The sequence below is a fragment of the Mycobacterium sp. VKM Ac-1816D genome (assembly GCF_000416385.1).
GTDB lineage: Bacteria > Actinomycetota > Actinomycetes > Mycobacteriales > Mycobacteriaceae > Mycobacterium > Mycobacterium neoaurum_A.
In genome coordinates this window covers 52,980-67,048 of sequence record NZ_AOHQ01000118.1, presented here as the reverse complement: position 1 = coordinate 67,048, position 14,069 = coordinate 52,980, and the positions used below count along the sequence as shown (strand labels likewise).

5 protein-coding genes are annotated in these 14,069 nt (G+C 69.1%); all 5 read left to right on the top strand.

Annotated elements, in window-relative coordinates:
- Positions 1–63 precede the first annotated feature (63 nt).
- The 5 genes from G154_RS05955 to G154_RS05935 all read left to right on the top strand — a co-directional run bounded on the left by G154_RS05955 (position 64) and on the right by G154_RS05935 (position 14,066).
- Positions 64–3,567 carry a non-ribosomal peptide synthetase gene (locus tag G154_RS05955; RefSeq protein WP_019514591.1) on the top strand — a complete coding sequence of 1,168 codons (3,504 nt, stop codon included), beginning with the start codon at positions 64–66 and terminating at the stop codon, positions 3,565–3,567.
- A complete protein-coding gene (locus tag G154_RS05950) occupies positions 3,564–4,307 on the top strand; it encodes a thioesterase II family protein (protein ID WP_019514592.1) in 744 nt (247 codons plus the stop codon). The genes G154_RS05955 and G154_RS05950 overlap by 4 nt, the downstream gene beginning before the upstream one ends.
- A 14-nt stretch (positions 4,308–4,321) precedes the next feature.
- Positions 4,322–5,638: a polyketide synthase gene (locus G154_RS05945; protein WP_019514593.1), complete on the top strand. Its 1,317-nt coding sequence runs from the start codon at positions 4,322–4,324 to the stop codon at positions 5,636–5,638.
- Complete coding sequence (gene mbtD, locus G154_RS05940; RefSeq protein WP_019514594.1) at positions 5,638–8,631, top strand: mycobactin polyketide synthase MbtD; 2,994 nt, start codon at positions 5,638–5,640, stop codon at positions 8,629–8,631. Before G154_RS05945 ends, mbtD begins: the two co-directional genes overlap by 1 nt.
- A 77-nt stretch (positions 8,632–8,708) precedes the next feature.
- The gene (locus G154_RS05935) at positions 8,709–14,066 is read left to right on the top strand and encodes a non-ribosomal peptide synthetase (RefSeq protein WP_045546602.1); all 5,358 of its coding nucleotides are present in this window, start codon (positions 8,709–8,711) and stop codon (positions 14,064–14,066) included.
- Positions 14,067–14,069 lie beyond the last annotated feature (3 nt).

The following is a 14,069-nucleotide window of genomic DNA, read 5'->3' as shown; positions in this document are numbered from 1 at the left end:
TACGAATATAGGGTAGCCTCACTGCAGTTAGGGAAGCCTGTACTAAATCTTCGGAGGCACGGCGTGGCGGTCGCTGGGACCACAGCAGAAACGGTTCGGGTCGAGGTCGCCGAACTACTCGGAATCGCTACCGAATCGCTGGACCCGGACGCCGATCTCATCGCCGCCGGGCTCGACTCCATCCGGATGATGTCGCTCTCCGGGCGCTGGCGTAAACAGGGTATCGATGTGGGGTTCGCCGCGCTGGCGGCCAATCCCACGGTGGCCGCCTGGCAGGACCTCGTCGCCGAGCATGCTCCTGCGGCACCTGTGGCCATGCCCGCCGAGGGAGATGGTGGCGACGAACCCGACGCGCCCTTTTCGCTGGCGCCGATCGCCCACGCGATGTGGGTGGGCCGCCACGGTGAACAGGAACTCGGCGGGGTGGCCGCGCACCTGTACGTCGAGTTCGACGGCACTGGTGTGGACCCCGAGCGGCTGCAGCACGCTGCGACGAAACTCGTTGTCCGCCATCCCATGTTGCGTCAAGAGATCTTGCCCGACGGCACCCAGCGGATCGGTGATCGTGGTCTTCCGGTCACCGTCTACGACCTGCGCGAGGTGGCCGATGCGGACGAGCGCCTGGAGCGCATCCGCGACGACAAGTCCCATCAGCTGCTCGACGACGAGGTGCTGCAGATCGCGTTGTCGCTACTGCCCGGGGGAAGGACCCGGTTGCACGTGGACATGGACATGCAGGCCGCCGATGCGGTGAGCTACCGCAACTTCATGGCCGACCTGGCCGCGTTATACCGCGGTGCCGACCTGCCCGAGCTCGGGTACACCTACCGCGAGTACCGCAACCGGTTGGTCGCATCCACCCCGCCGCCCTCGGAGGCCGACCGGCAGTGGTGGGCAGAACGCATCCCGGATCTCCCGGAACCGCCTGCGCTGCCGTTGGTTCCGCGCGATCAGCAGGAGAACCCGTTGCGCAGCATCAGGTTGTGGCACATCTTCGACGTGCCGACCCGGGACGCGCTGTACGCCAACGCACACAAACGCGGCATTACCCCGGCGATGGCTGTCGCCGCGGCCTATTCGAATGCCCTGGCCCGCTGGTCCACGGACTCACGCTTCCTGCTGAACCTGCCGATGTTCGGCCGTGAGCCCTACCACCCGGATGTCGACAAGCTGGTCGGCTGTTTCACCTCGTCGCTGATGCTCGACATCGACCTCGGGGCGGCGTCGACCCCGGCGGCCCGCGCCCGTGCCGTGCAGGAGGTGCTGCACACCACCGCCGCGCATTCTTCGGTGTCGGGGCTCGACGTATTGCGCGATATGAGCCGCCATCGCGGCACCCAGACACTGGCGACCATCGTCTACACCAGCGCGCTCGGACTCGGCGACTTGTTCGCCGGTGACGTCACCGAGCAGTTCGGCGAGCCCGTCTGGACCATCTCGCAGGGTCCGCAGGTGCTCATCGACGCGCAGGCCACCCCGCTGGCCGATGGACTGATGATCAACTGGGATGTCCGCGTCGAGGCGTTCCCGCCCGGTGTGCCGGAGGCGATGTTCGCCTACGAGGTGGCCGAGTTGGCGCGACTGGCCGCCGACGACGCGGCTTGGGACGAGCCCGACCCACCCGCGCTGAGCGAGCAGTCGCGTGCGGTGCGCGCGGCGGTCAACTCCCGCACCGCGGCCCCAGGCGGCGACAACCTGGTCGACGGATTCTTCCGCAACGCCGCGGCGACACCGGACGCCACGGCGCTGATCGCCTCGGGCGGAACGCTGACCTACGGCCAACTCCGGGATCAGGTTGTTGCGGTGGCCGGATCGCTGCAGGGCCGCGGTGTCGGTCGTGGCGATATCGTCGCGGTGCTGGGACCCAAGGGGGCCGAACAGATCCCGGCCCTGCTGGGCATCCTGGCCGCCGGCGCGGCCTACCTGCCGATCGGGGTCGACCAGCCGGCCGACCGCGCCACCCGCATCCTGGACACCGCCGGAGTCGCCTGCGCACTGGTCTGCGGCACCGACGTGCCCCCGGTGCTGGCGAAGACCGGTTTGCCCCACCTTTCGGTCGCGCAGGCCTGCACCGCCACGGCGACATACGAGACCGTCGAGGGCTCGCTCGATGATCTCGCCTACGTGTTGTTCACGTCCGGGTCGACCGGTGAACCCAAGGGTGTCGAGCTGACCCACGATGCGGTGATGAACACGCTGGAGTTTCTGTACCGGCACTTCGACATCGGTGCCGATGCCCGCGCGCTCGCGCTGTCACACCTGGAATCGGACATGTCGATCCCCGATATCTTCGGCACCCTGCGCGTCGGCGGCGCCATCGTGATGGTCGACGAGGAACACCGCCGCGATCCGGACACCTGGGCACGGTTGATCGCCCAACACAAGGTGTCGGTGGTGAACTTCCTGCCCGGGTGGCTGCAGATGCTCACCGAGGTTCCCGGTGACCTGTCCTCCCTGCGGGTGGTACTCGCCGGCGGTGACTGGGTGCGCCCGGACATGGTGCGCGCACTGCGCGCGCGGGCACCGCGGATGCGCTTCGCCGGCCTGGGCGGTGCCACCGAGACCGCCGTGCACGGCACCATCTTCGAGATCGGGCCGGATGCGGGAGACGACCTGGGGATTCCGGCGAACGCTGCCGCGGTGCCCTACGGTGTGCCGTTCGACAACAACGCATGCCGGGTGGTCAGCCCGTCCGGTGCCGACTGCCCCGACTGGGTACCCGGCGAACTCTGGTTCACCGGCCGCGGCATCGCGCGAGGCTACCGCGGCCGCCCCGACCTGACCGCCGAGAAGTTCGTCGAATACGACGGCCGGACCTGGTATCGCACCGGCGATCTGGCCCGCTACCGGCCCGACGGCACGCTGGAGTTCATCGGTCGCACCGATCACCGGGTCAAGCTCAGCGGCTATCGCATCGAACTCGGCGAGGTCGAGGCCGCCCTGACCCGCGTTCCCGGTGTCGCCGCGGCGGTCGCTGCGGTGGTTGCTCCACCGGGCGGCACGGACCGACGCACAGGCGATGTGCTCGGGGCTCTGGTTCGCCTTGACGATCCGGCGCTCGATCCCGAGGCCATCTCCTCGGCGCTGGCCGATCTGGTTCCCGCGCACATGGTTCCGCAGTTGATCGTCACCTGCGACCGGATCCCGTACACGGTCGGGGGCAAGATCGACCGCAAGGCCGTCGCGCTGCGGCTGGCCGAGGCCGAACTACCTGCCGAGCGCGGCTACCGGGCACCCACCGGTGCGTTGGAGACCGCGGTGGCCCGGATCATGGGCGAGCTCCTGGGCCGCGACACCATCGGCGTCGATGACGACTTCTTCGGTCTCGGTGGAGATTCGGTGATGGCAACCCAGGTGGTGGGGCAGGTGCGCGACTGGCTGGACACGCCCACGATCATGGTGCCGGACATCTTCGCCACCCGGACCGTCGCCGCGCTGGCGCGCCGGCTGACCGAACGCGAGCCCGACGGTGACCGCCTCGAACAGGTGGCCCAGCTGTACCTGGAAGTCGCCGAAATGGACGACGCCGCCGTGCAGTCCGAATTGCACAGCGCGGGAATCGCGTGACCGCCCCCGACCTGACCTTCGCGCCCTGGATCAAGCGTTATCCGGCCGCGGCGCCCGGTGCTGGCGCCACGCTGGTGTTCCCGCATGCCGGTGGCGCCGCACTGGCCTACCGCTCCTTCGGTACCGCGCTGGCTGCTGCCGGATCGGATGCCTATGTGCTGCAGTACCCCCAACGCGGTGACCGGCTGACCCACCCTGCGCACGCGACGGTGGGGGAGCTGGCCGCAGACCTCTTCGGTGCGGGCGACTGGGCGTGCATCGGTCCGCTGCGGTTGTTCGGGCACTGTATGGGCGCGGTGGTGGCCTTCGAGTTCGCCCGGGTGGCCGAACAGCGTGGCGTCACCATCGATGCGCTGTGGGCGTCGGCCAGTGAGGCGCCGTCGACGGTGGCGGGCGCACCCGACCTGCCGATGGCCGAGAGCGAGATCCTGGCCGAGATGGTCGATCTCGGCGGTACCGACCCGCAACTGCTCGCCGACGACGATTTCGTCGAACTGTTGTTGATGGCGGTGCGCGCCGACTATGCCGCCTTCAACCGGTATGAGTGCGCCGCCGATATCCGCATCGCCGCCGATATCCACACCCTCGGCGGCGAGCGCGACCACCGCATCGACGAAGACATGTTGCGGCGCTGGCAGGCCCACACCGGCGGGGCGTTCACGGTCTCGATGTTCGACGGCGGTCATTTCTACCTCAACGAGCACACCGGCGAGGTGGCCGAGCTCGTGAATGCGCTGTGAGATGGGTCGATGCGATGAGCGCTGAGAACACCGATCCGGTGGTGATCATCGGAATGGCCGTGGAGGCCCCCGGTGGGGTCGACTCGTGCGACAGCTACTGGGATCTGCTGGCCGAAGGTCGGGAGGCCCTGACGCCGTTCCCCGACGACCGGGGCTGGTCCATCGCCCAAGTGTTGGACGGGTCGCGCCGCGACGGTTTCAAGAAGATCCACGATCTGGGTGGATTCCTCACCAGCGCGGCATTTTTCGATCCCGCGTTCTTCGGCATCTCGCCGCGCGAGGCCACCGCCATGGATCCGCAGCAGCGGGTGGCGCTGCGACTGGCCTGGCGCGCGCTCGAACACAGTGGGATCAATCCCGACGATCTTTCCGGTCGGGAGGTGGGCTGCTACATCGGCGCCTCCGCACTGGAATACGGACCACACTTGGGCGAGTACTCCCAGCACAGTGGGCATCTCATCACCGGCACCTCACTCGGTGTCATCTCCGGTCGGATCGCCTACACCCTGGATCTGGCCGGACCCGCGCTGACCGTGGACACCTCCTGCTCGTCGGCCTTGGCGGCCCTGCACACCGCCGCGGCAGCCATCCGCAACGGCGATTGCGAGATGGCGCTCACCGGCGGGGTCTGCGTGATGGGAAGCCCTGGCTACTTCGTCGAATTCTCCAAACAACATGCGCTGTCCGATGACGGGCACTGCCGGCCCTACAGCAGTGCGGCCAGCGGAACGGTGTGGGCCGAGGGGGCGGGAATATTCGTGCTGGCGCGCAGGTCGGCCGCACTGCGCGACGGCCGCCGCATACTGGCCGAAGTGCTGGCCACCGGTGTCAACTCCGATGGCCGTACCGTCGGGCTGACCGCACCGAGCGGTATCGCGCAACAGCGGCTGTTCGCCCGCACGCTGCAACGCGCCGGTGTGCGCCCCGACGAGGTCGGCATGGTCGAAGGGCACGGCACCGCAACCCGGCTCGGTGACCGCACGGAATTGCGTGCACTGGGCGACACCTACGGCGACACCCCCCGCCCCGGTGCCGGAGCCCTGCTCGGTTCGGTGAAATCAAATATCGGGCACGCCCAGGCTGCGGCGGGCGCGCTCGGGCTGGCCAAGGTGATCATCGCCGCCCAGCGCGGTGCGGTTCCGCCCAGCCTGCACACCGAGCAGGCCAGCCGGGAGATCGACTGGGATGCCCAGGGCCTGCGACTGGCCACCACGATCACCGAATGGCCTGCGCGCCAAGGGCGGCGGGTCGCCGCGGTATCGGCGTTCGGCATGAGTGGCACCAACACCCACACCATCGTGGCCATACCCGATGATGGCGAGGCCGCCTGATGGCCATTCCACACACACCTGCCGGGACCGCATTGCCCGACGGCCGGGTCCCGGTGCTGCTGAGTGCGCATGCCGAGGATCTGATCGGCGCCGACGCGGCCGCCATCGCCGGTTACCTGCGCCGCAGACCGGCGATGACCGATGTCTCCCGGGTGGCTGCGACGCTGCTGCGCACCCGCCGGGTCCGCAGGCACCGCATGCTGATCCGTGCCGCCGATATCGGTGAACTCACCGATGCGCTGCAGGCCGTGTCGGCAGGGTGCGAGCATCCGCTCGCGACCCACGCCGACCGCAATGACACCGGCCGCATCGCCTTCGTCTTCCCGGGCCAGGGCAGCCAGTGGCCGTCGATGGGTGTGCAGGCATACGCCGAACTACCGGGCTACGCCGCCGAAGTCGACCGCTGCGCGGCCGCGTTCGGTGCCGCCGGCCACGCCTCGCCGCTGGACTATCTGATGGCCGACGCCGGGGCTCGCACCAACGATTTCAGCCAGGTGCAGATCCAGGGCGCCCAGTTCGTACACGGTGTCGCATTGGCAAGGGTGTGGCAATCGGTCGGTGTCACCGCCGATCTCACCGTCGGCCACAGCCTCGGTGAGATCGGCGCCGCCTATATCGCCGGAACCGTCACGCTCGCCGACGCGGTGGCCATCGTGTATGCCCGTGCGACCCTGCTGGACCGGTTGACCGGCCCCTATCGGGTAGCGGTGCTCGGGGTCGGCCCGGACCGGGCGCAGGCCGAGATCGATGCGACATCGGGATGGCTGGAACTGTCGGTCGTCAACTCGGCCTCCTCGGTCGCCGTGTCCGGCGACACCGACGCGGTGGCCGCGGTGGTCGGTCGCCTCACCGCCGACGGTGTGTTCGCCCGCGAGATCGAGATGTGGTTCCCCGCGCACACCACCAAGCTCGACCCGTTGCGCAGCGATCTCGAAGGCCTGCTCCCGACAGGAAAATTCGATGAAGGGGTAATTCCCTTCATCGGATCGGCCACGGCACGGACCGTCGAGGCCGGCACCGACTTCGCCGAGTACTGGTACACCAACCTGCGCAGCACTGTCCGGTTCGACGAGGCGATCCGGTCCGCCGCGCAGGCCGGTGTCGGCACGTTCATCGAGATGTCGGCCCATCCGGCGCTGCTCTTCGCCATCGGCGACACGCTGGACGGACTCGGGGCCGGGGATGCGCTGGTGCTGGGTACCGGACGCCGCGACGAACCACTCGTCGACCGGCTGGCCGCCAACCTCGGTGCGGTGGCGATTGCCGATCCCGAGTATCGCTGGCCTGATCTGCTGCCCGGAAACCCGGCCCTGCTGCCGGATTTCCCGTTCGCGCCCATGCAGGCCCGACATCACTGGTCCACCCCGGATCCGTTGCCACCGATACCGGGGCTCACGGTGCTCTCCGAGACCTGGGAACAGCAGACGCCCCGGTCGGGGGAGGTCCGGCAAGCGATGGTGCTCGACCTCGGGGATGCTCCCGAACTTGCCGCCGCACTGCGAAGGCGCTTGCCACCGGCCGACGCCGAGGACGCCGATCTGCTGATCGTGCTGGCCCCGTCCAGTGATCGGCTCGACGCCGCCGCAGCCGGAAGCGAACTGGCCGACCGCGTCGACGACGGCCTGCTGCGTTACGCCGATGACGCCGGGCCGCGGATACGCGATATCTGGCTCGTCACCGTCGGCGGCGAGCAGGCGCGCGAGGGCGAACCGGGCCCGCTGCCCGCCCAGGCCGCGCTGGCCGCCATGCACCGCAGCATCGGATGGGAGCACCCCGATCACGAGTTCGGGCACCTGGACCTGCCATCATGGCAACCCGATGCGGCGACCGCCGCACTTGCCGTCGACGCGCTGTCGGGCGCCCCGGCCGAACTTGCGATACGTGGCACGGCCGACGGGCCGATACTGCTGCGGCGCAGCATGATCGCGCCCGCACCGGCCACCCGGCCTACCTCCCGCCGCGATACCCTTTCGGCACCGAGCAGTTCCATCGGGCTCGATGAGGTCGTCATCACCGGGGGCTCGGGCTCGGTCGGCACGCAGTTCCTGCGTCACGTCGCTGCCCGCGGGGCACGTCGCATCGTGCTGCTCGGTCGCGCCCCGATCGACGTGCCGCGCATCGACGGGGTCGAGGTGCTGGCCCCGCGCTGCGATATCGCCGATCCCGCCGCGCTCACCTCGGTCGCGGCCGAGTTCGGCGGCGGCGGAGCCACATTGCTGATCCATGCCGCCGGAGCGGCACGCATCGCCGACCACCGCGATCTCACCGGCACCGATATCGAGGCGACGATGGCGGCGAAGGTCACCGGACTGGCCAACATCGCCAGGATCTGGCCGCTGCGCACCGACGCCCGCATCATCGTGTGCTCGTCGGTATCGGGGCTGTGGGGCGGCGCCGGACACGCCGCCTACGCCGCCGCCAACCGGCTCACCGATGTGCTGACCGCGCAGCTGCGGGCCGAGGGCAGGCAGGCCACCGCGGTGCGGTGGGGCCTGTGGCCGGGCCGCGGGATCATCGACGCAGCGGAGATCGCCCGCGTGCAGCGATCCGGACTGCTTCCGATGGACGCCGACCGGGCCATCGAAACGGTGTTGCGCGATATCGCCGACGACCCACTGGTGTTCACCGCCGACACCGAGCGACTGCACCGGTTCCTCGGCGCGCCTGACCCGGCACCGGCGACGGCGAGCGCGGTGGACAACGTCGATGTCGATGTCGATGTCGATGTCGAGCAGTCGGTGGCCGGCCTGGACGCGGCCGGTGTGCTGCGGGTGGCACTCACCGCGGTGCTCAAACTGCCCGACGAGATCACCCCCGACCCCGCGGCCTCCCTGCTCGACCTGGGCGTCGACTCCCTGTTGGCGCTCGACCTACGGAAGAAGCTCAAGAACGCCGCCGGCGCGAACGTCCCGCTGGCCGCGATCCTCGGCGGCGCAACCGTCGCAGAGGTCATCGAGCACATGCAACGAACGACAGAAGGCACGCCTCAGTGACTGACACCACGACCACACCGGCGACGACCACATCGCTGCGCTCGCCCCGGGAAACCCGCGATCCACGCCTGGAACTGATGCGGCGCAAGCTCGCCGAACGCGGACTTGCCAGCGCGCCGGACCAACCGGTGCAGACCGGACTGTCCGACGGGCAGCGTCGCATGTGGTTCGTGCAGGCCTTCGACCCGACCGGAGTGCTGCTGAACATCAGCCTGTCCTACCGGCTGACCGGCGCCCTGGACGCCGACCGGTTGCACACCGCCCTGCAGGCCGTCGCGCGGCGGCATCCGCTGCTGCGCACCACCTACAGCGCCGACGCGAACGGTGAACCGCACGAGACCCTGCACGAGGATCTGCGCCCGGGGTGGGCATTCCACGACCTGTCCGAGATGTCCGAGCGTGCCCGCGGCCTGCGGCTGGAGGTGTTGGCCCAGCGCGAGTTCGGCACCGCCTTCGACCTGTCCACGGACTCACCGCTGCGCATCACGCTGGTGCGCTTGCGTGCCGACGAGCACGTGATGCTGCTGGTCGCCCACCACATCGCCTGGGACGACGGCTGCTGGCGGATCTTCTTCGCCGACCTCACCCGCGCCTACGAAGGCGCCGCGCTCGATCCCGCCCCGGCAGTGGCGGCGGTCCCCGCAGGCAGCGATGCCGAGGATCTGGATTACTGGCGTCAGGTGATGGCGGAACCACCCGAGCCGCTGGAGCTTCCGGGACCGACGGGCTCCGCGGTGCCGACGGCGTTCCGGTCCCAGCGCGCCACCATCACCCTCACCCCGTCGACCGTCGCGAAGGTCACCGAGCTGGCCCGCGAAACCGGGTCGACCCCGTACATGGTGCTGCTGGCGGCGTTCGGTGCGCTGATCCATCGCTACACCCATACCGATGACTTCCTGGTCGCCACACCGGTGCTCAACCGCGGCTCCCAGGATGTGCTCGGCTACTACGGCAACACCGTCGTCATGCGCCTGCGGCCGCAGGGCCGCAACGGGTTCCGGGAGCTACTGGCGGCAACCCGGGACACCGCCCTCGGGGCCTTCGCCCACCAGCGCATCAACCTCGACCGCGTCGTCGCGGAGATCAATCCCGACCGCCGGCACGGCGCCGAGCGGATGACCAGGATCAGCTTCGGGTTCCGCGAACCCGACGGCGGTGGCTTCCGCCCCCACGGTGTGCACTGCGTGCGCGGTGAGCTGCGCGGCCACGTGACCCAGTTGCCGCTGGGCTTCATGGTCGAATGGGACGGTCGTGAAAACGGGACAGTCACCGTGGAAGCCGAGCACCTCACCGAGGTCATCGGCGCCGACCTCGCAGCGAGGATGCTCGATTCCTTCGCCGTGCTGCTCGACGACGCGCTGACCGATCCCGACCGCGCGCTGGCGCGACTCGACCTGCTCTCACCCGCCGACGCCGAATGGTTGCGCGCGGTGTCGACCGGCGAGGACTTCCGCACGCCGCCGCTGACCCTCAGCCAAGCGGTGGAGAACCAGGCGGCCGCGACACCGGACAACATCGCCGTCGTCTACGAGGGACGGCACTACACCTACCGGGAGATCAACGAGACCTCGAACCGGTTGGCGCACTGGCTGATCGCCCAGGGCATCGGCGCCGAGGACCGGGTGGCGGTGCTCATGGACAAGTCCCCGGAACTGGTCATCAGCGCGCTCGGCATCATCAAATCGGGTGCGGTCTATCTGCCCGTCGACCCCGGCTATCCCGAGGATCGGCTGACCTACATCCTTGCCGACTCCGATCCCAAGGTGATCCTGCGTGAACTCCCCGCCGAGCTGACCGGCTGTCGGGACGACAACCCCACCGACACCGACCGGGTGCGCCCGCTGCACCTGGCGAACACCGCCTACCTGATCTACACCTCGGGGTCGACCGGCCTGCCCAAGGGCGTACCGGTGCCACACCGCCCCGTCGCCGAATACTTCGCCTGGTTCGGTGCGGAATACCAGGTGACCGAGGCCGACCGGCTGCTACAGGTGGCCTCGCAGGGTTTCGACGTGTCGATCGGAGAGATCTTCGGCATGCTCGCCGGCGGCGCCCGACTGGTCATCCCCAAACCGGACGGCCTCACCGATATCGGCTACCTGACCGACCTGCTGCGCGACGAGGGCGTCACCTCCATGCACTTCGTGCCCTCGCTGCTGGGACTGTTCCTGTCCCTGCCCGGCGTGAACGAATGGCGCACCCTGCAACGGGTCCCGATCGGCGGTGAGGCGTTGCCCGGTGAGGTCGCCGACAAGTTCCACGCCATGTTCGACGCACTGCTGCACAATTTCTACGGTCCCACCGAGACCGTGATCAACTGCTCCCGCTACAAGGTCGACGGCAAACAGGGATCACGGATCGTGCCGATCGGCACCCCGAAGATCAATACCACCATCCACCTGCTCGACGATCACCTGCAACCGGTTCCGGTCGGGGTGATCGGTGAGATCTACATCGGTGGTACACATGTCGCGCACGGATACCATCAGCGCTTCGGCCTGACGGCAGAACGGTTCGTGGCCGACCCGTTCAGTCCCGGTCGACGGATGTACCGCTCGGGTGACCTGGCCCGCCGAAACGCCGACGGGGACATCGAATTCGTCGGTCGCGCCGATGAGCAGGTCAAGATTCGCGGATTCCGCATCGAGCTCGGTGAGGTGTCCGCCGCCATCTCGGTCGACCCGTCGGTCGGGCAAGCCGTCGTCATCGCCACCGACGTTCCCGGCCTCGGCAAGAGTCTGGTCGCCTATGTCACCCCGGCAGCCGACGGCGCCACCGTGGAGATCGATCGTATCCGCAGCCGCGTCGCGGCTGCCCTGCCGGAGTACATGATCCCGGCCGCCTATGTGGAGATCGGCGAGATCCCGATCACCGCGCACGGCAAGATCGATCGCAGAGCGCTTCCCGAGCCGGAGATCTCGGTGGCCACCGCCTACCGCGAGCCCACCACCGATACCGAGCGGCAGGTCGCCGGCCTGTTCGGTGAGCTACTCGGTCGCGAGCAGGTCGGCGCCGACGACTCGTTCTTCGAATTGGGCGGGCATTCGCTACTGGCCACCAAGTTGGTCGCCGCCGTGCGGTCACGGTGCCGGATCGATATTGGTGTGCAGGAGATCTTCGAGCTGGCCACCGTCGGCGCCATCGCCGGGCACATCGACACCGTGATCGCCGCGGGCGGCGGCTCGGATCGCCCACCGATGGTGACGGTGCCGCGCGGTGGACCGCTGCAGATGTCGGCCGCCCAGCTGCGCCAATGGTTCCAGTTCCGTATCGACGGACCCAACCCGGTCAACAACATCCCGTTCGCCGCCAGGCTCACGGGCCCCGCCGACCCGGCCGCTTTCGTCGCGGCCATCAACGATGTGGTCGCCAGGCACGAAATCCTGCGCACCACCTATCGCGAGATCGACGGTGCCCCTTACCAGGTCGTGAATCCGGTCGCTGACGTCCCGGTGCGCCGGGCGCGCGGTGAGGGTGAGGCGTGGCTGCAGGCCGAGCTGACCGCCGAGCGCCGGTACTGCTTCGACCTGGAGAACGACCGGCCCCTGCGCGCCGCCGTGCTCAGCACCGGCGATGCTCATGTGCTGTCGCTGGTGGTGCATCACATCGCCGCCGACCACTGGTCGGCGGGCGTGTTGTTCACCGACGTGTTGACTGCCTACCGGGCTCGCAGCGCCGGGCAGGCACCGGATTTCGCGCCGCTGCCGATCCAGTACGCCGATTACGCGGCCTGGCAGGCGCAGCTGCTGGGTGGTCAGACCCCCAGCATCGAGGCTCAGCGCGACTACTGGGTGGAGCAGCTTGCCGGGCTGCCGGAGGAGAACGGGCTGCGCCCGGACTTCCCGAGGCCACCGGTACCCGATGGTGAGGGTGCTGCGCTGCCGTTCACCATCGACACCGACACCCGCGCCAAGCTGACCGAACTCACCAGGGAATTGGGCATCACCGAGTTCATGCTGTTACAGGCCGCCGTCGCCGTCGCGTTGCACAAGGCCGGTGAGGGCACGGACATCGCGCTGGGCACCCCGGTCGCCGGCCGGACCGAGCCCGAACTCGAGGGCCTGATCGGCTTTTTCATCAACATCCTCGTGTTGCGCAACAACCTGGACGGCAACCCGACCGTGCGGGAGGTGTTGCGCCGGACCAGGGAGATGGCCCTCAGCGCCTACGCACATCAGGACCTGCCATTCGACCGGGTGGTCGACGCGGTGGCGCCGGTGCGCTCGCTGTCGCGCAACCCGCTGTTCGGTGTCGTCGTGCATGTCCGTGAGGAACTGCCCGCCGACCGGGTCATCGCCACCGGATCCGATGGTGCCGGTGAAACCCGTTTCACCGCGCTGGAACCGACCTTCGACGTCGCGCACGCGGACCTGTCGCTGAACTTCTTCGCCGAGACCGCCGCAGACGGCGGCCCCGCCGGATACCAGGGCACCGTCATCTACCGCACCGAGCTCTACCGGCCGGACACCGCGGCGCGCCTGATCAGCTGGCTGGCGCGGGTCATCGAGGCGTTCGCCGACAACCCCGATGCCACCCTGCGCGATATCACAATCGCCGGTGGAGATCAGGTCGTGACACGGTTCGCCGGCACGACCGCGCCGCGGACCGGGCTACCCCAGACCGCAGGTGCCGACCGGGTTTTCGTGCTCGACGAATGGCTGAGCCCGGTGGCGGTCGGTGTCACCGGTGATCTCTACTACTCCGGTGGAGCCATCGACACCGCGGCCGCGGCCGCGTCGCCCGCCGCGGCGTCCCGCTACCCGGCGAACCCGTTCGGCAGCGGGTTCCTGTATCGCACCGGCGATCGGGCACGCTGGACCGCCGATGGTGAGCTGCAGTACCTGGAGAGCGGCGATCCCGAGGTTCAGGCCGCCCTGGAGGCGGTGCCCGGGGTGGCCGCCGCGCTGACCAGGACCTGGGAGACCCGCAGTGGCGCGGTGCTCGGCGGGTACGTGGTGCTGTCGGATGCCGGCGCCGAGTTCGACCGCAGCGCACTGCCCGAACACCTTGCCGCGCTACCGGTCACCGTGCTGGCGGCGCTGACCGACCCGTTGCCGCGCCCCGTCGTCACCACCACCGCACCGAGCGAGCCCGCCCGCACCGATACCGAGCGCGTGCTGGCGGACATGCTGACCGACCTGCTGGCCGCGGCCGAGGTCGGCCGACACGACGACTTCTTCACTCTCGGCGGCGACAGCATCCTGGCCGTGCAACTGGCCGCGCGGGCCCGCGACGCCGGTGTGCCGTTGACCGCGCGGATGGTGTTCGAGCATCCGGTCCTTGCCGAGCTGGCCGCCACCGTCGACGAGAAGTCACGGCTGGCCACCGCCTCCGGGATGAACAACGACACCCACCATGCACCGATGGCCGTCTCCGGGCTGTCTCCGGAGGAGCTGGCCGCCCTGACCGCGGGGTGGGGAAACGAAAAGCCATGAGTG